This window comes from Nocardia sp. NBC_00416 (assembly GCF_036032445.1).
Lineage (GTDB): Bacteria > Actinomycetota > Actinomycetes > Mycobacteriales > Mycobacteriaceae > Nocardia.
Map to the genome: position 1 here is coordinate 7090507 of NZ_CP107932.1, position 20141 is coordinate 7110647.

19 protein-coding genes are annotated in these 20141 nt (G+C 68.7%); 6 read left to right on the top strand and 13 right to left on the bottom strand.

Annotated features, from left to right (window positions below; genetic code table 11):
• Nucleotides 1-153 precede the first annotated feature (153 nt).
• Both OG804_RS30885 and OG804_RS30890 read left to right on the top strand, forming a co-directional pair.
• Complete coding sequence (locus OG804_RS30885) at nt 154-510, top strand: HesB/IscA family protein (protein ID WP_328392161.1); 357 nt, start codon at nt 154-156, stop codon at nt 508-510.
• Between the two features lie 183 nt (nt 511-693).
• Nucleotides 694-1665 carry a carbohydrate kinase family protein gene (locus OG804_RS30890; RefSeq protein ID WP_328392162.1) on the top strand — a complete coding sequence of 324 codons (972 nt, stop codon included), beginning with the start codon at nt 694-696 and terminating at the stop codon, nt 1663-1665.
• Nucleotides 1666-1758: 93 nt separating this feature from the next.
• On the opposite strand, the gene asnB is transcribed toward OG804_RS30890, so the two are convergent.
• Nucleotides 1759-3702: an asparagine synthase (glutamine-hydrolyzing) gene (gene asnB / locus OG804_RS30895; protein WP_328392163.1), complete on the bottom strand. Its 1944-nt coding sequence runs from the start codon at nt 3700-3702 to the stop codon at nt 1759-1761.
• A 443-nt stretch (nt 3703-4145) separates the two neighbouring features.
• On the opposite strand from asnB, the gene ctaC reads away from it, so the two are divergent.
• Entirely contained in the window at nt 4146-5132 is a 987-nt protein-coding gene (ctaC, locus tag OG804_RS30900; protein WP_328398845.1) for an aa3-type cytochrome oxidase subunit II, read from the top strand.
• A gap of 13 nt (nt 5133-5145) precedes the next feature.
• Nucleotides 5146-5562: a cytochrome c oxidase subunit 4 gene (locus tag OG804_RS30905; protein WP_328392164.1), complete on the top strand. Its 417-nt coding sequence runs from the start codon at nt 5146-5148 to the stop codon at nt 5560-5562.
• 463 nt (nt 5563-6025) lie between these two features.
• Here OG804_RS30905 and OG804_RS30910 read toward each other — a convergent pair whose 3' ends face one another.
• Nucleotides 6026-7306 carry an FAD-binding oxidoreductase gene (locus tag OG804_RS30910; RefSeq protein ID WP_328392165.1) on the bottom strand — a complete coding sequence of 427 codons (1281 nt, stop codon included), beginning with the start codon at nt 7304-7306 and terminating at the stop codon, nt 6026-6028.
• A gap of 1014 nt (nt 7307-8320) precedes the next feature.
• On the bottom strand, nt 8321-9079 hold the full coding sequence (locus OG804_RS30915; RefSeq protein ID WP_328392166.1) for a sporulation protein: 759 nt from the start codon (nt 9077-9079) through the stop codon (nt 8321-8323).
• Nucleotides 9080-9250: 171 nt separating this feature from the next.
• Here OG804_RS30915 and OG804_RS30920 point away from each other — a divergent pair, with 171 nt between their 5' ends.
• Both OG804_RS30920 and OG804_RS30925 read left to right on the top strand, forming a co-directional pair.
• A complete protein-coding gene (locus OG804_RS30920; protein WP_328392167.1) occupies nt 9251-10564 on the top strand; it encodes a hypothetical protein in 1314 nt (437 codons plus the stop codon).
• Nucleotides 10561-11445 (top strand): DMT family transporter, encoded by an 885-nt coding sequence (locus OG804_RS30925; RefSeq protein ID WP_328392168.1) that lies wholly within the window; start codon nt 10561-10563, stop codon nt 11443-11445. The genes OG804_RS30920 and OG804_RS30925 overlap by 4 nt, the downstream gene beginning before the upstream one ends.
• Here the strand turns inward: OG804_RS30925 and OG804_RS30930 are convergent.
• From OG804_RS30930 to OG804_RS30975, 10 genes are all read right to left on the bottom strand, one after another.
• On the bottom strand, nt 11354-12079 hold the full coding sequence (locus tag OG804_RS30930; protein ID WP_328392169.1) for a phosphoribosylanthranilate isomerase: 726 nt from the start codon (nt 12077-12079) through the stop codon (nt 11354-11356). The genes OG804_RS30925 and OG804_RS30930 overlap by 92 nt on opposite strands.
• Nucleotides 12080-12101: 22 nt before the next feature.
• Nucleotides 12102-12827, bottom strand: coding sequence for a lysophospholipid acyltransferase family protein (locus OG804_RS30935; RefSeq protein ID WP_328392170.1), 726 nt, complete (start codon nt 12825-12827; stop codon nt 12102-12104).
• A 360-nt stretch (nt 12828-13187) separates the two neighbouring features.
• Nucleotides 13188-14177, bottom strand: a complete 990-nt coding sequence (locus OG804_RS30940; protein ID WP_328392171.1) for an ROK family protein — start codon at nt 14175-14177, stop codon at nt 13188-13190.
• On the bottom strand, nt 14174-14707 hold the full coding sequence (locus OG804_RS30945) for a hypothetical protein (protein ID WP_328392172.1): 534 nt from the start codon (nt 14705-14707) through the stop codon (nt 14174-14176). The genes OG804_RS30940 and OG804_RS30945 overlap by 4 nt, the downstream gene beginning before the upstream one ends.
• On the bottom strand, nt 14704-15993 hold the full coding sequence (locus OG804_RS30950; protein ID WP_328398847.1) for an ArsA family ATPase: 1290 nt from the start codon (nt 15991-15993) through the stop codon (nt 14704-14706). The genes OG804_RS30945 and OG804_RS30950 overlap by 4 nt, the downstream gene beginning before the upstream one ends.
• A gap of 80 nt (nt 15994-16073) precedes the next feature.
• Nucleotides 16074-16511 carry an SRPBCC family protein gene (locus OG804_RS30955; protein ID WP_328392173.1) on the bottom strand — a complete coding sequence of 146 codons (438 nt, stop codon included), beginning with the start codon at nt 16509-16511 and terminating at the stop codon, nt 16074-16076.
• A 42-nt stretch (nt 16512-16553) separates the two neighbouring features.
• Nucleotides 16554-16934: a polyketide cyclase / dehydrase and lipid transport gene (locus OG804_RS30960; RefSeq protein ID WP_328392174.1), complete on the bottom strand. Its 381-nt coding sequence runs from the start codon at nt 16932-16934 to the stop codon at nt 16554-16556.
• An 87-nt stretch (nt 16935-17021) separates the two neighbouring features.
• On the bottom strand, nt 17022-18149 hold the full coding sequence (locus OG804_RS30965) for a glycosyltransferase family 4 protein (RefSeq protein ID WP_328392175.1): 1128 nt from the start codon (nt 18147-18149) through the stop codon (nt 17022-17024).
• A gap of 45 nt (nt 18150-18194) precedes the next feature.
• The gene (locus OG804_RS30970) at nt 18195-19280 is read right to left on the bottom strand and encodes an NlpC/P60 family protein (protein ID WP_442941680.1); all 1086 of its coding nucleotides are present in this window, start codon (nt 19278-19280) and stop codon (nt 18195-18197) included.
• Nucleotides 19281-19451: 171 nt separating this feature from the next.
• Nucleotides 19452-20030, bottom strand: coding sequence for a C40 family peptidase (locus tag OG804_RS30975; protein ID WP_328392176.1), 579 nt, complete (start codon nt 20028-20030; stop codon nt 19452-19454).
• Nucleotides 20031-20141: the final 111 nt, after the last annotated feature.

Consider the following 20141-nt stretch of genomic DNA (forward strand, 5'->3'; position numbering starts at 1 on the left):
GCGCACCCGAGCCCGGTCGCCGGGACCGGCACGGTGGTGTCGCCGCGGGCCCCGGAGATGGCAAGATAGGGAATAGCAGCCCGTCCGAGGGTGTTGTCCCACCCTGAACCGTGCGCTGTTCACGGACCGACCACGCTGTCCATAGGAGAGTTCATGAGTGTGCAGAACGACACCGCCACCACAACCCACGGTGTGAAGCTGACCGATGCCGCCGCGGACAAGGCCAAGGCGCTGCTCGATCAGGAGGGCCGGGACGATCTCGCGCTGCGGATCGCGGTGCAGCCGGGCGGCTGCGCCGGTCTGCGCTACCAGCTCTTCTTCGACGACCGCACCCTCGACGGCGACCTGACCGCGGAGTTCGGCGGCGTCAAGCTGGCTGTCGATCGGATGAGCGCGCCGTACGTGCAGGGCGCCGCGATCGATTTCGTCGACACCATCGAGAAGCAGGGTTTCACCATCGACAACCCGAACGCCACCGGCTCCTGCGCCTGCGGCGACTCGTTCAACTGAGTGTCCCCGGGCCGGTGACAGCGCCGGCCCGGTACGCACGGATAGACCGGGTTACGTGACGATCAACTTGTCGCGGAGCCGGTTACGACACGTAGTCGTAGCCCCGGCGAATTGATACGGTGAACCGGGGGCAAAGCCCCGTTCACTTTCTTGTTCGCGCTGATTCCGAAGGGGCCCACTTTCGTGTCCATTGCTGTATCCGCGTCCATCGCGACCGACCATCTCATGCGTTTCTCCGGCCGTTTCGCCGATGTACTGCTGCCCGATCAGCTCGAGCATGTCTCGCTGAGTTTTCTCGTCGACGACCTCGTGATCCGCCGCGGCGGGGTCGCGGGCAATATCGCCTATGCCATGGGCCTGCTCAAGAAATCACCGCTGTTGATCGGTTCGGTGGGCCGGGATTTCGACGAGTACCGGCAGTGGCTGGAGTCCCACGGCGTCGACTGTTCGGTGGTCCGGGTGTCCGAATCCGCCCATACCGCCCGGTTCGTCTGCACCACCGATGAGGACATGGCCCAGATCGCCTCGTTCTATCCCGGTGCGATGAGCGAGGCGGGCGATATCTCGCTCACCGCGCTGGCCGAGGAGCGGCAGCTGGATCTGGTCCTCGTGGGCGCGAACGATCCCGAGGCGATGTTGCGGCATACCGCCGAATGCCGTGAACTCGGTGTTCCGTTCGCCGCGGATCCGTCCCAGCAGCTGGCCCGGCTGGACGGCGACCAGGCGGTGCAGCTGATCGAAGGTTCCACCTACCTGTTCACCAACGAGTACGAATGGGGCCTGCTCAAGCAGAAGACGGGCCTCACCGAGGAAGAAATCGCCACCCGGGTGGGTGTGCGGGTGACCACCCTCGGCAAGGACGGCGTCCTGGTGGTCGACACCGACGGCACCGAGGTGCGCGTCGATGCCGTGCCGGAGAACGCCAAGGTCGATCCGACCGGTGTGGGCGATGCGTTCCGGGCCGGATTCCTCACCGCGCACAGCGCGGGCCTGAGCCTCGAACGCGCGGCTCAGCTGGGATCGCTGGTCGCGGTGCTCGTGCTGGAGACGGTCGGCACCCAGGAATGGACGCTGGACCCCGATGCGGCGCTCAAACGTCTCGGCGAGGCCTACGGCGCGGAAGCGGCCGCCGAACTGGAACCGCTCCTGCGCTGAGGACCCGTGGCGCCGTCGGACGGCGCCGGGATAAGCGAAGGCCCGCTCACCACGGTGAGCGGGCCTTCGCGTGTCCCGGGAGCCGGACCGCGGCTACACGTGGACCGGGTAGGCGGGTTCGGCGATCTCCGGCTTGATCCGGTCCTCCACGAAGATCCCGTGCCAGATCATGAACACCAGCAACGTCCACAGCCGGCGGCTGTGATCGGAGTCCCCGGCCCGGTGCGCATCGAGCATGGCGGTAACGGCGGCCTTGTCCAGGAGGTGATCGGTCTGCGATTCGATGATCTGCTGCCGGGCCCAGTCGTAGAGTTCGGTGCCGCGCAGCCAATGCCGCAGCGGCACCGGGAACCCGAGTTTGGCGCGGTGCAGCACATGCCCCGGCACGATGCCCTCGAGCGCCTGCCGCAGGGCGTACTTGGTGGTGTCCTTGGTGATCTTCTGGTCCAGCGGGATCTGCTCGGCCACCCGGAACACCTCGGAGTCCAGGAACGGCACCCGCAACTCCAGCGAATTCGCCATGGTTATCTTGTCGGCCTTGACCAAGATGTCGCCGCGCAACCAGGTGAACAGGTCCAGATGCTGCATGCGCGCCACCGGGTCCCAGCCGGCCGACTGCTCGTAGAGCGCGGCGGTGACGTCCTGATGGGTCCATTCCGGGCGGAACTCGCGCAACACCGAGCGCAGTTGCGCGTCGTTGAAACTGCGGGCGTTGCCGTAATACCGCTGCTCCAGGGGCAGCGACCCGCGGTGCAGCAGGCTCTTCCCGCGGGTGCCGTCGGGGATCAGGTCGGAGACCTTGCCCGCCAACCGGCGCAGGCCACCGGGCAGTTTGTCGAACGGGGCGAGCGACAGCGGCTCCCGGTAGATGGTGTAGCCGCCGAACAGTTCGTCGGCGCCCTCACCCGAGAGCACGACCTTGACGTGCTTGCGCGCTTCTTTCGCCACGAAGTACAGCGGTACCAGCGCCGGGTCGGCCACCGGGTCGTCCAGATACCAGACGATCTCCGGGATGGCGGCGGCGAACTCGGCGGGGGAGACGACCTTCACGATATGTCGGGCGCCGATGGCGGCCGCGCTCTCGGCGGCCACGTCGACCTCGGAATAGCCCTCACGTTCGAAGCCGGTGGTGAAGGTGATGAGCTTCGGGTTGTGCCGCATGGCCAGCGCCGCGATAGCGGTGGAGTCGATCCCACCGGAGAGGAACGAGCCGACGGTGACATCGGCGCGCATATGTTTGGCGACCGAATCCTCGAGCGCGGCCGCGATCTCGGCGTAGCGGGCCGGTTCCGTACCGGCGGCGAAGGGCCGTACCCGGAACGACGGCACGAAATAGCGGGTGACGACCGGTTCGGCGCCACCGCGGACGACGGCGTAGCTGCCCGATTCCAGGCGGCGGATACCGGCGTGCAGGGTCTCCGGCTCCGGAACGTACTGCAGCACCGTGTAGTGCTCGAGCGCGCGGTGGTCGAGCGATTCGTCGAGCCCGAGGTCGGGCAGCAGTTCCAGCAGGCTCTTCTTCTCGCTGCCGAACGCCGTGCCACCGGGGCCGGTGGCCAGGAACAACGGTTTGATCCCGAAGGGATCGCGGGCGAGGAACAGCTCCCGGGTGTGGGTGTCCCAGATCGCGAACGCGAACATGCCGCGCAGTCGCCGGACCGCCTCGGGGCCCCAGTAGTGGAACGCCGCGACGATGGCCTCGCCGTCACCCTCGGTGGCGAACATGGGCTGCTCGCCGAACTCCGCGGCGTGCTCGCGTGCCAGCTCCTCGCGCAATTCGAGGTAGTTGTAGATCTCGCCGTTGAAGGTGAGCGCGTAGCGCTGCGGATCGTCGGCGGGGCCCCAGCGCAGCGGCTGGTGCGAATGCTCGATATCGATGATCGACAGCCGGTTGAAACCGAAGATCAACTGGTCGTCGTGCCAGGTACCGCGCTCGTCGGGGCCCCGGTGCCGCACACAGTGCAGGGCTTCGTACACCCGCTCCACCGTTTCCGGCGCTGCGGTATCGGACGTCAGAAATCCGAGCAGTCCACACACTGCGGCGCTAACCTCGTTTCCACTGGTAGGAGATCCGCACCGAGGGGCTCGGCGCGGCAGGCGAAATCTAGTGTCCGAGTATGCCGCACGTTCGGTTTCTCCGTGCGATTCACCTCCGCTCGGCCCGGCCGCCACCCTACGGAGTGTCGAAGCCGACCCGACGGCGTACCGGGCGCGAGTTTGGTCTACGCTGCGTAGTACTCGGACTCTTCCGGGTGGTGTCGCGCGGTGCGCGGAGCCGCCCGGGTAGCCCGAACGAGCTGTTTGTCTGTGTCCCCGGCGGCGGGTCCCGCCACGGGGATGCGATGTCGGAATGTGTGGCGACCAGGAAGGCGTTGAGCGTGGCGCACAAGGCGAGCGACGAGATCGGGGCACGGCCTGCCCGGCGGCGGGGTCGTGTCCTGCGGCGGGCCGGGTTGGCGGTATCCCTCGGGATCACCACCATGCTCGTTTCCGGCTGCTCGATCGACAATGTGTGGTTGCGGTTCGGCTGGCCCTCGGGTGTCACCCCGCAGGCCCACCGTATGCGTGAGCTGTGGACGTGGTCGGTGGTCGCGGCCCTCATCATGGGCGTGCTGGTCTGGGGCCTGACCTTCTGGACCGTCGTGTTCCACCGCAAGAAGAAGAACTCGCCGGAATTCCCCCGGCAGACCGGCTACAACGTGCCGCTCGAACTCACCTACACCGCGATTCCGTTCGTGATCATCGCGGTGCTGTTCTACTTCACCGTGGTCGTGCAGAACTATGTGCACGAGAAGGTCGACAACCCGGATGTCGTCGTCGACGTGACGGCGTTCCAGTGGAACTGGAAATTCGGTTACCGCGACGTCGATCTGAAGAACGGCTTCACCTACAACGGCGTCGACACCGCCCGCGAGGACCTGAACCAGCAGCAGCTGCAGGAATACGCGGAACGCACCAACGAAGAGGGTCACCCGCAGCCGGGTCCGGTGCACGGCCGTCCCGAGAACGACATCCTCTCGTACCTGCACTACAACAAGATCGAGACGATCGGCAGCAGCACCGAGGTGCCCGTCCTGGTCCTCCCGACCGGCAAGGTGATCGAGTTCCAGCTGGCCGCCGCCGATGTCATCCACGCGTTCTGGGTTCCGGAGTTCCTGTTCAAACGGGATGTGATGCCGAACCCGAAGGAGAACAACTCCGACAACGTCTTCCAGATCAGTGAGATCGACCGAGAAGGCGCGTTCGTGGGCCGCTGCGCGGAAATGTGCGGCACCTTCCACTCGATGATGAACTTCGAGGTCCGGGCTGTCTCGCCGGACAAGTTCCAGCGCTACATCCAGGCACGGGAATCGGGTATGACCAACGCGGCCGCACTCGAATCCATCGGCGAATCGCCGGTGGCCACCTCGACGCAGCCGTTCAACACCGATCGCACGGTCAAAACCGACACCACCGAGAGCAAGTGAGGGCTGATCTGAGATGAGGATCGAAGCACGGTTGTTCGAACTGCTCACGGCATTCTTCATTCTCGTGGGCGTCATCTACGGCTTCTTCACCTCCCAGTCGCGGACCGGGATCGAATGGGCCGGTACCACGGCGATCGTCCTCACCGCGGGACTGTCGCTGATCATCGGCACCTACTTCCGCTTCGTGGCCCGTCGGCTGGATCTGCGCCCGGAGGACTTCGAGGACGCCGAGATCGTGGACGGCGCCGGTGATCTGGGCTTCTTCTCGCCCGGCAGCTACTGGCCCATCCTGTTGGCCGGCGCGGCCGCGGTGACCGGCCTGGGCTTCGCCTTCTTCGAGCCCTGGCTGCTCGCGCTCGGTGTGATCCTGATCCTGACCGCCGCCGGCGGCCTGGTGTTCGAGTACTACCTCGGCCCCGAGAAGCACTGAACTGTCCGTCCCGCCTCCAGCGGGTCGGGGCCGGGGCCCTCGAGACCCCGGTTCTTCACTCCCGCCGGAGTGGACGGGCAGTGTGCACGGACGAGTGCCACACGCAGTCGGCATAACTCGACAGACCCGAGATCGCTGGACCTCGGCACAAGCAAAAACCCTGCTGTCCTTTCGGGCAGCAGGGTTTTCTGGTTCCGAGCGACAGCACTCCTTTGGCCGGTCACCCTCCCGCGGACGCGACCGGCCGGTTTCTGGAGCGAGCGAGCGAAGGCGCGCAGCCACCGATCGACAGAAATAACCACCCTACGACCACCTCTCCGGATGGTCATCGTTCTGTGGTCGGGGCACGCCCCGGTTCTGGAGCGACGGAGCGAAGGAGCGCAGCGACTGAGCGGAGGAGTGAAGAACCGGGGTTGACGAGGGCCCCGACCCGCCCCGCCGAAGGCGGGGCAACAGACACAGCTCAGTCGACCGATTCGTAGCGCATGCTGTTCTCCGAACGGCAGATCTCCTCGATCCCGGTGACGATATCGCGCAACTGCTCCGAGGGCAGCGCCTGCGGGCGCAGCCGGCAAGTGAAGGTGATCAGGCCGTGGTCGGTGGCGGGCAGGCTGTGCGCCGCGGACTCGGCGCGCAGATGCGCTGAGCGCACCCCGTAGGTCATGGCGGAGATGACGGTGAAGCAGCCGGTCCGCTCGCGATGCCCGTTGAAGAGATCGTGCAGGCGGTAGAACACCGAGGTGTAGTTCGACAGCGGAGCGAAGACACCGACCCGGTAGGCCGCGCCCCGCTCGGAGGAGCTGATCACCGTGTCGGCCAGGTATTCGGCGTCACGCAACGTCAGCACCTTGGGTGTGAACATCACCGCGCCCGCGGCGGCGTTGCGGACCGGCATACCGGCCTTCCCTGGAGTGGCCGAAGCGATGGCGCCCAGCGATTTCCGGGCCCGGCTGCCGACCTCGCGGCGCGCTCGCAGCGACCGGGTGGGTGCGGTGGGGTAGAGGCTGGACCATTGGCCGAAACGCACGGTACCGAGTTGCACCTGGCCGGCGCCGACCGGGCGAGAGACCTTGAGCGGGGCGGTATCCACCCAGCGTCCCACCTGCAGCACGGCGTCGCGCGGCCGGCAGACCTCGGCATAGGCGTAATCGACGAAACTGTCGAAATCGAGGAAGCGGTGCGAATCGGTGGACAGCCAGGTGTTGTCCTTGTCGACCTGCACGGCGTCGAGGGTGAGCGCGGTGATGATGCCCGCCCGGCCGCCGGCGCCGAGGATCCGATGGAACCGCTCGGTGTGGTGGGTTCTGCCGCAGGTGCCGATCCGGCCATCCGTATCGACGTACTCCAGATCGGCGATCTGATCGATGAACAGGCCGTGCCGGTGCGACGCGGTGCTCACGCCGCCGACCGAGGCGAAACCACCCGCGGTGATATCGCGATGATCGCCGACCACGGGTAGGCCCAGGCCGTGCGCGGCCAGCCTGCGGTCGATATCGGACAGGCGCGCGCCTGCCTGCACCCGCACGGTGCGGCGGCCGAGGTTCAGATCGACGATCGCGTTCATCCGACGCAGCGACACCACCGTCTGCTGATCCGGCAGGTCGAGCCCGCCGTCGGCGGCGGGATCGCCCCCGTGGACGGTGAGCGGCCTGGAATGGTCCCGGGAATTCCGCACGGTGCGAACGACATCCGCGGTGTCGCGAGGCAGGTACTCGGCGGGGGAAACAAGGTGCGGCGTGCTCATGGCACGAAAGCTAACCACAGCTGGGCTGCGCTGGCGATATCTGTGTTTATTGCGCCGCCTTCGGCGGCGCGGGTCGGGGCCCTCGTCAACCCCGGTTCTTCACTCCGGCGCTCAGTCGCTGCGCTCCTTCACTCCGGCGCTCCAGAACCGGGGCGGGCCCCGACCATGTAGTAGGCCCTTCTAGGTCTTGCCGTTCGGGGCCGATACATGCGGTTCGGGCGTCCAGGAACGGGGCGAGCCGAAATCTGGTCGGTTGTAGCCCTCACTTGACTCGGTGTACGGAGGGTGCGGCCTTTCGCGGAGGGAGGCGGTTGAGGCGCGCGCGAACAGTGATGTAGATCCGGAAGGTGCGGGTTCACCGCGCGACCTGCTCCTTCGTGAGCCGTCTGAGGCTGGACGCGGGCTGTGCGACGTTCCGCGGAGCGAAACATTCGGGGGCTCACCGGTGCGGACTGCGGGCCGAGGATCGTGAGTTCGGTGCGCGACGCAACCCCCCGCGTCGAGTTCAGCGAGACACTTAAAGGGTTGAGGCCCGTCCCGGCGTTCAGCCCTCGAAGCGCATGCGCCGCAGGCGCGAGTCTCGAGGGCTGAACGCCGGGACCAAGGGGGCCTCAACCCCGCGACGCCGCAGGCGGCGCAAATAGACACAGACCTTCGCGTGGGGGCTCACGTCTGGTGTTCGCGTGGGGGCTCACGTCTGGTGTTCGCGTGGGGGCTCACGTCTGGTGTTCGCGTGGGGGCTCACGTCTGGTGTTCGCGTGGGGGCTCACGTCTGGTGTTCGCGTGGGGGCTCACGTCTGGTGTTCGCGTGGGGGCTCACGTCTGGTGTTCGCGTGGGGGCTCACGTCTGGTGTTCGCGTGGGGGCTCACGTCTGGTGTTCGCGTGGGGGCTCACGTCTGGTGTTCGCGTGGGGGCTCACGTCTGGTGTTCGCGTGCGGGCCCGCCCTCGTGTTCGTGGGTGCGCCCACTTGTCGCCTGCACCCGACTCTCGCACCGATCCAGCCCGCCGAAAATCACAGCCGGCGCAGCCGCTGCCCGATCACCTCGACCCAGTTCACCTGTTCGAAAGTGGCGAAATCGACGCGGATCGCGTCCTGTACGTCACGTCCGGGCGCGAACATCACGGCGCGTTTGTCGGCTTCGATCACCACGTACATGCCGTGCGGGTCGGCGAGGAAGGTCACCTCGAGCTGGTTCAGGCTCGGAAAGTGCGGCGAGGGGCCGAATTCGATCTCCTGGAAGAACGGCAGTCGATGCGGGATCCGGTCCACTCGGCCCGCTTCCACATCGGCGTGCCGCAATACGAAACCCCAGGACTCCACCGCCGTGAGCAGGACATGCTGCGGCGGTAGCGCGCCCACACCGATGGGATCGGTATCGGCGGCGTCGAACCCGCCGTCCACATCGACCCTGGTCCGCACCGCGACGGCCATCCCGCGCAGGTGTCGTCCGTTGTAGAAGGTGATCGGTGTTTCCCAGGGGGTGTGCAGTGCGAACTGTCCCTCCAGCGGATATCCGGGCCGCAGTTCGAACGGGCCGAATACCGGTTGCCGCGCGAACGCGATATCGGCCGATCGTTCACCGTCGTCGTTTTCGTGCTCGACCCGGGTGATCAGCTCGACCGCGACCTCCTCGATCCGCGCCGGGCGGTCGTGGCAGCGCATCCGGATGATGCCGCGCACCGGCTGTCCGGGCTGCACTCCGGGCGTGCAGAGTTCGGTCTCCACCTCGGCGGTATGCGCGCCGAGCGCCCCCAGCATCGTCCTGAACATCGGCGAATCTCTCCCTCCGGCCCTGCCCGAGAGTTGTTCCGCCACTCCGGGGTTCATCGGGACAACAGCGTAGACGTAATCGACTGCCCCCGCGTGACTGTCCCGGTAGGGTGGTCGAAGTCCTTGAGCGCCTGCGGAATCCGGTGTGGAGGGTGCGGGAGGGAGGCCGGTGTGTCCAATATCGAGCAGCGGATCGGCTGGGCCGTGGATTGGCTGCATCGCAGTCAGCTCGGCGATCGGCACGGCGGCGCCGGCTGGGGCTGGGTATCCGATGTACCGCCGAATCCGCAGAACACCGCTGAGGCGGTGGTCGCGTTGACCGCCGCCGCCTGGCCGGTGCCGCGGGCCGACGAGGTACGTGCGCTGGTGCGGCGCGATGTGGTGGACACCGATAGCGGCGCCTGGGAGTTCCGGTCGCCGATCGACCTGTCCTGGCGATTGCGGGCGCTGGGCTGCCTGGGTGTCGCGCCCACCGATCCCGCGGTGGTGGGTTGCCTGCGTGAACTGCTGTCCAAACGGGACCCCGAGACCCGCGGCTGGCGCTTGTCCGGTCCGGTGGGCCCGGTCTCGCTGACGGCGACCACAGCCGCACTGCACGCGCTGGCGGGCCTGGCCGCGGCCGACGAGACGGCTGCCGCCGCACTGCTGCAGGGTAGCTCCCTGGTGGTGTCGTTGCTGCTGGACGACGATCCGCGGACGCAGCCGATGTACGCGTGCGCGCATGCCGCGCTGCTGCTGTCCCGGCCCGAGATCGCCCTGGTGGGAGGTAAACGGGTCGACCGGGTCCGGGCGCTGACGGTGGAGCGGATGCTGGACGGCCTGCGCCGGGGGGAGGCACGCGTGGAGGAGGAGCCGTTCCGGCGCGGCACGGTCGCCGACACCTGGCGGCATCTGAGTCTGCATCTCGCGGTGTGCGCGGTGGTCACCGCCGACGAGCGCGCCGTATTCGACCCCGGTGTGCGCCGGGGGCTGGTGGAACTGCTGGAACTGCAGGAGACGCAGGATCTGTCGGCGGCGCGCGGCGGTTTCCGCACCTCCACCGAGGGTTTCGTGACCTCCTACGCGACGGTGCAGGGGCTGGAGGCCATGACCGCGGTGCGCCGCATGGTGAGCGAACGGGTCAATCCGGCCACGGTTTTCGACATGATCTGCCGGGAGCAGGGCGTGCATCCGAGGGACGCGCAGGAGGTGGTGGGGTTCCAGGGGACGGTCGTGCTGATGAACAGTCATGCCGGTGCGATGACCCTTGCCGCGGCGGTCCCGGCCGGGGTCACCATCGCGCTGCTGGCCGTGCTGTTCGCCGACGACCTAGGGGCGGTGGTGAGTCGCTCGCTGGTCGTCTGGGGAACGTTCTTCGTCGCTCTCGGCACCTACACCGGGATCGCGACCCGGCTGCCGTCGGTACCCAAGGGGCGGACGGCAGCCGCGGTGTTCGCGGCGTTCACCGCGGTGATCCTGCCCGTCGTGACCTTCCTGCTCTCATGAAGAAGACCGGGCGCGGTCTGGCACTGTTGATCGTGGCGACCAGCCTGTGGGGCGCGTCGAGTGCGGGAATCGCCGGTGTGGGCGCGGCCGGGTTCGCAGCCGCGCCGGTCGCCGCCGGCGGTGCGGCGGCACTGCTGGCCGTCGCGGTGCTGCGCGGCACCGCCCCCTGGCGGGACTTCCGGAGCGCGCCAGGGTTGTTCCTGCGGCTCGGGGTCCTCGAGGTGCTGAATCTGGTGTGCTACGTGGCCGCGCTGCACATCGGGCCGCTGCCGGTGGTGGTGGCGCTGCATCTCACCGCTCCGGTGCTGATGATCATTACCCAGGTCGTGCGGGGGCGGCGGTCGATCACGGTGGTGGTGACGGCGGAACTGGTGGCGGTGGGTGCGGCGATCTGGCTGGTGGCCTGGCACCAGTCTGCGGATACGGCACTCGGGCCGGCGCTGGCCGGATGCGCGCTCGCGGTCGCCAGCGCGGCCTGTGTGGCCGGATTGATCACCCTGGTGGTGCGGGAATCGGCCGATCGGCCCAGTGGATCGGCTGCCGGGCTGCAGTTGCTCACGGCTTCCGCGCTGGGCGCCCCGCTGCTCGGTTTCGCGGTGGTCACGGGGGCCGGGCCGAGCGCCGGGCAGTCGCTGGCCCTCGCCGCCATCGGAGCACTGCTGCTGGGGCCGGGGTTCGCCTTCTACTGGCTGGCGCTGCGCGATCTCGACGAAGTGACCGCGGGCTTGGTGGGTCTCAACGAGGCGGTGGTGGCGACGGCGTCCGGTGCGGTCGTGGTGGGGGCGGATATCACCGTCGCGACCCTGTTGGCTGGAGCTCTGGTGCTCGGCGCCGTGGGACTGGAACTGGGCGGCCTCGATCGCTTTCGTGCGCCGTCTTGACGAATCCCGCGCACGCGGTGAAATCCTTGTCCCCCGTATCGGTTTCGACGCCGCTGTTCACATCTACGCCGAACGGATGTACCGCGCCGATCGCGTGATCCACATTATCGGCGTTCAGGCCGCCGGCCAGGATCACCGGCCGGCCGATGAGCGCGAGCTCGTGGACGATACGGGCGCTGACCGACCAGTCATGAGTACGGCCGGTACCGCCGAGCCGATCGGCGGTGCGGGAGTCGAGCAGGATCGCGTCGCAGTCGGCGGCGATCTCCCGGGCACGGGCGGCCGCGTCGGCGCCGGTGACGTGGACCGCGCGCACGATGGTCCGACCGTGCGCGGCGGAGTGCACGGCCCGCAGGGTGTCCCGGTCGACCAGTCCGTGGACCTGGATGGTGTCGACGCCGACCCGGTCGGCGAGATCGAGAATGGCGTGGGCGTCCTCGAGATGGGTGACCAGGACGCGGTTCACGAACGAGGGGGTGGCCGCGCACAATTCCGCCGCCGCGTCGGCGGACAGGGCATCTTCGCTGTAATGGGTTGTCCCGGAGATGAATCCGACGGCATCCGCGCCGGCGCTCACCACCATTTCCAGGTCCTTGCGGGACCGGATACCGCAGATCTTGGCGCGAACCGTCATCCGACCATGGTACGCGCCGGGCTCAGCTCGCGGCTGATTCCGGGATCCGGGGAAGGTGTGAGGTGGGCCCCGACGGAACGTTCTTCTTCAGGCTGGAGGCGTAGACGTCGACGTACTCCTGACCCGACATCCGCATCAGCTCGTACATGACCTCGTCGGTGACCGCGCGCTCGACGAAGCGGTTCCCGCCCATCCCCTCGTAGCGGGAGAAATCGATCGGTTTGCCGAACTTCACCGTCACCTTGCGCCGCCGCCACCGGAACGGTCCGGGCGGGCTCACCTCGTCGGTGCCGGTCACGGCGACCGGGATCACCGGGACCCCGGTCTCCAGCGCGAGCCGGGCCATTCCCGTTTTGCCCTTGTACAGCCGGCCGTCGGGGGAGCGGGTTCCCTCCGGGTACAGGCCGACGAGCCTGCCTTCGTCCAGAAGTGCGCGGGCCGCGTGCAGCGCGTCCTCGGCGGCGTCGGCGCCACTGCGGTCGATCGGGTACTGACCGGAGGCGCTGAAGAAGAACTTCTGCAGCCGGCCCTTCAGCCCCGGGGTGTTGAAGTATTCGGCCTTGGCCAGATAGTTGATCCGCCGCGGGCTGGACAGCGGAGCGAAAAGCCAATCCGCGAAGGAGAGATGGTTACCCGCCATGATGGCCGCGCCGTCGGCCGGGATGTTCTCCACGCCCTCCACCTCGGGCCGGTTGTACAGGTTGATGAACGGACCCAGCAGCACAAACTTAAGCAGCCAGTAGAACATGACGTCCTTACTCCGGGAACCGGGATGGAATTGGGGGAATGCCTCTCGCCTGCCGACTCTACCGCCGGTCGCAGATCACATCCAACCCCGACGGATAATCTCACTCACAGCTTCGGTCCGGCTCTTCACCAGGGCGTTTCGTATTCGTGAACGCCCCGCGACAACTATTCGGGCATTTCGGATCGCCCGCAGCCGACGTAACCGCCGGAGTCGAGTTCAGCGAGACGCCACAAAGGGTTGAGGCCCGTCCCGGCGTTCAGCCCTCGAAGCGCATGCGCCGCAGGCGCGAGTCTCGAGGGCTGAACGCCGGGACCAAGAGGGCCTCAACCCCCGCGCGCGCCAGCGCGCCGATAACACAGCTCACCCCCGCGACGCCGCGGGCGGCGCCTTCAACACAGTGCGGGCCAGTTCGGCGGCGCCGATCATTCCGGCCGCCTCCCCGAGCTGGGTGGTGCGGATGCGGGCCAGCGGCCGATGCCCGTGCCCGGTGACCGCGGCCGCGTACTCTTCGCGCGCTTCGTCGAGGAACAGTGGCGCCGAACTGCTCACCCCGCCGGCGATCACCACCAGGTCGGGGTCGAAGATATCGCCGACGAAGGCCAGGCCCAGGCCGAGCCAGCGGGCGAATTCCGCCATGACACGGACAGCCAGCGGGTCGCCGTCGTGGGCGGCGTCGGCCACCCGGCGGCCGGTGAGCGCGCCCGGATCGGCCACGACCTCACGGGCCAGCGCCGACGGTGTGGCATCGGTGGCCAGCAGTTCGATCGCGGTCTCGGCCAGCGCCGTGCCGCTGCAGTACCGCTCCCAGCACCCGCGCTTCCCGCAGCCGCAGTCGCGGCCCTGGGGGACCACCTGGAGGTGGCCGAGTTCCGGTGCGACCCCGTGGGTGCCGCGATACAGTTCGCCGTCGATCAGCAGCGCGGCGCCGATACCGGTGCCGATCGCCACCAGGACCACATTGTGGCCGCCGGCGGCGGCGCCGAATCGGTATTCGGCCCACATCGCGGCATTGGCGTCGTGTTCGAGCAGGACGGGGAGCCCGAGCCGCTCGGTCAGCCTTTTCGCGACCGGAGCGTCGCGCCAGGGCAGGTGCGGGGCGAAACGCACGGTGCTGCGATCGTGCGAGATGAAACCGGCCACGGCCAGGCCGACCGCGTCGAGTGCGTGCCGGGCGGAGAGTTCGCGGACCGCGCGATCGAGCGCGGCCTCCAACGCCGCCGCCGAATGCGGCGTGGGGTACTGCACCGTATCGAGGACTTCGCCGGTGCCGTCGACCACCGACGCGCGGATATTGGTGCCCCCGATATCGATTCCGACGGTCAGCGGGGCGCCCGGGCCGGATGCGGTCATTGTTTGATGTTCACGGGGATACCGACATAGCGGGTCTTCCCGGCGGACGGGACCCGGCCATCAGGGGCGGCGTCGCCGGTCGCGGTGGGATCGGTGGTCTCGTCCGGCGAGCTGCCGGCGCCGGTGGGCTCCGCCTGCGCCCGATCCGTATCTCCGGTGGCCGCGGCCGTTGCGGCTGGCCCGGCGGCCGAGTCGTGGTGGGGGTGACCGTACGCGGCAGCGGTTTCCGGCCCGTGATCATGCGGCGCGACCGGGTCCACCGGCACCCCGGCCAACGCTTCGCGCAGCACCGTTACGATCGCGGTGCCGTGGGCCGCCACCGTGCTCAGGACCTCATGATGCTCCCCGCGGACCAGTGCCGCCGCGGCGCACAGCGGGCACCAGGTGCAATTGGACCACTCCGGTTGCCCTTCCGCCGCGGCGGTGCGCAGGACCGGTTCGACACGTTCGAGCACGGCCTCGGCGAGCATGCGGAGTTCATCGGCGAATTCGGCGACGCCCTCGGGCTGGCGATAGCGGGTTCCGGTCACTGCGGCCACTCCTGCGGGTCGGGACGGAAACGGATCACGAGGTATCCGTTGTCCAGTTCGGCGGTGCTGACAGTGCAGCGGCGTAGCACGGGTGCCAGGCGCAACCGGCGGCGGACGCCGTCCGCTCCCACGATCAAATCGTCCTCCACTCGTCCGAGTCGTAAGGTCGCCGGATCGGCGACCGGCAGATGGATACGCATCGCGTACACCGACTGCAGACCGGCGCCGGACTCCAGCCGGACCCCGGACGCGGCGGTATCGGTATCGTGCGGTGGCGCCGAACCCGGATCGTCGCGCACCACGCCGCCGCTGTCGAGCCGAACTCGGTCGTCGAGTTCGCTCTCGGAGCCCACAGCGTCCTCCGCGACCACGTACGACAGCGCGGCCAGCGGGCCGATCCCGACCGGTTCGGCGCCGGTATGCCCCGCGACGAGCACCGGAATCTCGGGCATCGAGCGCCGCAGCCCGGCGATCACATCGAACTGTTCGGCACAGCGGTTCAGATACCAGCGCACGGCGGGATGCTGTGGTTCCGGACCCGGGGGCGGCACCGGAGCCAGCACCTTGTTCACCACCACCGCGTCCAGCCGCAGCCCGAGCAGCGCCGTCGCCGATCGCACGCGTGCGGATTCGGCGACCGAGACCCGTTCGGCCAGCGTGATGAGGCGGGCGCTGGTGCGCTCGGTATCGGCGAGCAGATCCCGGACCTCGGTGACCGCGGCGACGATCCGCTGCACCGTCGCCGCCAGGACGGCCCGGCGGATGTCGGTGCCGATCGAACTCATCATCCGCTGATGCGGCGGCCAGACCCGGTCCAGGTAGCCGAGCATGGTCTCGGGTGCGGTGACGATGCGCAGCATATCGGCGGTCGGCGGGCAGTCCAGGACGATCGCGTCCCATTCGTCCTCGGCCGCGTACTGGGCGATCTCCACCAGCATGAGCAGTTCCTGGACCCCGGGCAAACCGGTGATCTCGGCCGGATCCAGTGCGCTCAGATCGAGTCCGTGATCATGGCCCGGATCCGCACCCAGCAGCGCGGCGACGGTGCCGAAGCGGTCTTCCAGCAGCGCCAGCGAATCCAGTTCGATCACCTCCAGCCCCGGGACGACCTGGGTGATCCCGGGGACGGTGCCCGCGTCGTGCGCGAAGCGGAACCCCAGTGCGTCGCCCAGGGAGTGCGCCTGATCCAGCGAAGCCACCAGAATCCGCTGACCGGCCCGGGCGCAACTCATGGCCCGGGCGCACGCCAGCGTCGTCTTTCCGACACCGCCCTTACCGACGAACAGTTCGACCCGTGTGCGTGGTCGCGCGCCGCGGGCGGGCCGGCCGCCGCCGCGGTGATGGTCTCCGGAGCGTTGCGGCCCGGTCAGCCTTCGACCCGTTTCTTCAGTTCCTTGAGCGCGGTATCGGTGATCACCTTCTCCGCCTTGCGTTTGAACATGCCGATCATCGGAATGGTCAGGTCCACGGTCAGTTCGTAACGCACCTCGGTGCCGCCGCCGGGCTGTTCGACGAGTTCGTAGCGGCCCTCCTGGGCCTTCTGCAGTTCGCCGCTCACCAGTGTCCAGCTGACCGCGAGATCATCGGGCTGCCACGTGTAGGACAGCACGTAGGTGTCTTTGACCACGCCCGCGTCCAGCACGAACCGGGCGGTCCGGGCCCGGCCGTCGGGCCCGGTCTCGAGCACCTCCACCGACTTGGCCGCCGATACCCATTCCGGGTAGGACGCCAGATCGGCGATAACGGACATCACCTGCCCTGCGGGCGCCGCGATGACGATCGATCTCTGGGTCCGGTCGGCCATAGGTTCTCAGTGATTCCTTTCGGCGGTGCGGTGCAGGATTCGTCAGTTCTCGTGCGGAGCGACCCCGGCCGGGCGGTCGTCCTCGAGCCGGTCCTTGATCTCGAAGGACATCACCTTGCCCGCCACCCGGCGATCCCGGTTGGCGGCGGCCAGTTTGCGTGGCGGCAGCGACTGCGCGGGTTCGGCGTGTAAGAAGTAGTGCAGGATCACGCCGTCCAGCGACGGTTCCAGCCATACTTCCATGGTTCCGGTCAGTGCGCCCCGCACCGACCAGCGAATCCCTTTGTCGCCGCGATCTTCCCGGATATCCAGTTCGAGATCGGGCCACCAGCGCCGCCATTGACCCGGGGCCGCCAGCGCGGCCGCCACCGCGGCGCCGGGGGCGGCGAGGAAGGTTTGGTCCGCGACCTGGATACTGCTCACCCGGGTGAGCGTAGTAGATCGGCCTTCGGTAACGGCACCAGCTTCCTGCTGGACCGCGAAGGTGTCCGAAACCGCGGTGCGCGAAGGTCAGTACAACAGTTGCCGGAGGCGGGCGCCGAGGGCGTCCCAACGCCATTGGCGTTCGACGAAGGCGCGCCCGGCCGCGCCCATCGCGGCGGCCGCCTCGCGGTCGGCGAGGATATCGGCGATCGCCTCGGCGACATGGTCGGCACGGCGTCCGTCCACCACCCGTCCCGTCTCGCCGTCGAGCACCGTTTCCGGGGCGCCGCCCGATAGTCCGGCTACCACCGGGACGCCCGACGCGGAAGCTTCCAGATAGACGATGCCGAGCCCCTCCACATCCAGTCCCGCGCCGCGGGTCCGGGCGGGCATCGCGAATACGTCGGCGAGCGTGTGATGGGCGGCGAGTTCGTCCGCGGGCACGCGGCCGGTGAACACGACGTCGTCGGCGAGGCCCAGGGCATCGGCGAGTCCGCGCAGCCGCTCTTCGTAGGGGCCGCTGCCGGCGATGACGAGGACCGCGCCGGGTACCAGTTCGCGGATCCGGTGCATGGCGATCAGGAGTACGTCCTGACCTTTGCGCGGCACCAGCCGGGACAGGCACAGCACCGTGGGGCGGTCGCCGAGGCCGTAGCGCTGCCGGAGTTCCGCGCGGGCGGCGGGGTCGGGGCGGAAGATCTCGGTGTCCACACCGGGCGGCAGGTATTCGAGCGCGGCCTCGGGGCCGAACGCGGAGGAGAATCGCCGGCGCGTGTACTTGCTGACATAGGTGACGACATCGGTCTGGTCGCCGATGACGCGCAGTGCCTGTCGCGCGGCCGGCAACATCGACCAGCCGACCTCGTGGCCGTGGGTGCTCGCCACGATCCGGTCCGCGCCGGCGCGGCGCAGCGCCGGGGACAGCAGGGCCAGCGGCGCGGCCGCGCCGAACCACACCGATTCACAGCCTTCGGCCCGCAGCACCTTCCGTGCACGCCGTAGTACCGCCGGTGTGGGCACCATCAGGGTGGTGGGGTGGCGGACCACCTGGAACGGTTGTTTCGCGTCGAATCGGGTGTGACTGTCACCGCGCCACCGGGGCGCGTAGACGACCAGATCGTCCGGGCACAACTGTCCGGCCAGCGCCTGCAGATACGACTGGATACCTCCCGGCCGTGGCGGGAAATCATTGGTAACCAGCAGAGTTCGAGCCATACGACCCACAGTATTGGCGCGCTGTCGGCGGCGGTGCTTCGGGTATCAGTAGCGGCGGGCCGAATGGTAGGGGGTGGAATCCATCGGTGCGACGGCCACGGGGACACCGAAGGTGGACGCGTGCAGCATGAGGCCGTTGCCGGCGTAGATGCCGACATGGGAGATGTCGTCGTAGAAGAACACGACGTCGCCGGGCTGGAGGTCGCCCCGGTCGACCGGGATGCCGTACGCCGCCTGCGCCGAACTGGTGCGCGGGACGTCTTTGCCGACCTGTTTGAACGCCCACTGCACCAGCCCGGAGCAGTCGAACTGGTCGGGGCCGGTGGCGCCCCACACATACGGGTCGCCGACGCGGGTGAGTCCGGCGGCGAGGGCGCTGGTGCCGTTGCCGGGCACCAGGTCACGAAGCAGGCTGTCGCGGTCGAATCCGGGCGGGAACGGCGAGCCGGCCAGCGCGGTCCGGTCCGTGCTCGACAGCGTGCCCCAGATCTCGATGACCCGGGCCACGGCGCTGCCCAGATCGGTTTGTTTGCGCTGTACATCGTCGCGGACGGCATCGGCTTGATCGGCGGCGGCGCGGGCGGTGTCGGCGGCGGCGCGCGCCGCCGATTGCGCGGCGGTCGCGGCGTCGGTGGCGCGTTTGTACTGTTTGAGCTGGTCGGAGGTCTGGGTGGCGACCACGTCCAGGGTGGACATCTGGTCCAGGAGTTGTTGCGGGGAATCGCTGACCAGCACCGAGAACAGGCGATTGGTGCGTGCGCCCTGGTAGGCGGCGATGGCGGTGCGGTCGATCATCGGCCGGTAGCGGGCGACCTCGTTCCGGGCCGCGTCCACCGCGGCCGTGGCCGCGGCGACCTTGGCGTCGGCGTCGCGCTGGACGGCGAGTTTCGCGTCGAGGTCGGCCTGGGCGGTGAGCGCCTGCTGGTTGAGCTGTTCGGTCTGCCGGGACAGGTCGATCATCTGCTGAACCGCCTCGGTCGCGGAGGTCGGTGCGGGCGCCTGGACGGGGTCGGCGCCGGCGGGGCCACCGCCGTAGAGGGCCGCCGCGAGGAGTCCGGTCGCCAGGGCCGCGCGTCCGGGACGCCGGTTCCGACTGTGGCCGTAACGCTGACTCCGTTGTTGTGCTGCCACAGCTTGCCGTGCCCCGCTCTCGTTGTGACGCCCGGTTCGAGGACGCCGTCGAAGGTCTCGATTAGATTACGGACGGCCCCGCGGGGTGTCCAGTAGGCGCGAATCGGTCACATCGAACGGACGGCCGACCCCGGCGTCGAGCGCGCCCCGGACCCACCCCGCGGGCGGCGCTCAGTAGCGGCGGGCGCCGGCGAAGGGCATGGACGAGATGGGCGCCACGGCCACCGGGCTGCCGGAGGTGGCGGCGTGTACGACGTTGCCGTCGCCGGCGTAGAGGCCGGAATGGCCGCCGCCGTAGAACGACACCACGTCGCCGGGCCGGAGGTCGCCCATCGAGATGGGAGCGCCGGAGGAGAGTTGCGCGTCGCTGGTGCGCGGTAGTTCGCGACCGGCCTGTCTGTACGACCACTGCACGAGGCCGGAGCAGTCGAAGGCGTCCGGTCCGGCGGCGCCGTAGACGTAGGGCGCGCCGACCTTCGACAGTGCGGCGTCGAGCGCGAGGTCACCGGCGGTCTTGGTCGGGGTGACGAACGGCGGCGGCCCCGCGGGGGAGTTGGGCGCCTCGACGCCGGGGATGCCCGCCGGGATCGGGATCTCGTTGGGCACCTCGAAGGTGCCCACGCCGTGGATCGTCACCGGCTGGGCGGCAGCCGGTGCGGCGGGGACCAGGAATGCGCCCAGGGTGGCAGCGCCGACGGCTCCGGTGACGGCTGCGCGCCGCGCCTGTCGCTTGACGGTGTTGAACGCCATGATGCGGTCCTTCCGATCTCCCCGCCCGGCCACACCGGGTTGGTGCGCCGAAACTCCGCGAGGTCTCGAAAAGATTACGAACTGATCACGGTCATTTGTAAAGCCTGCGTC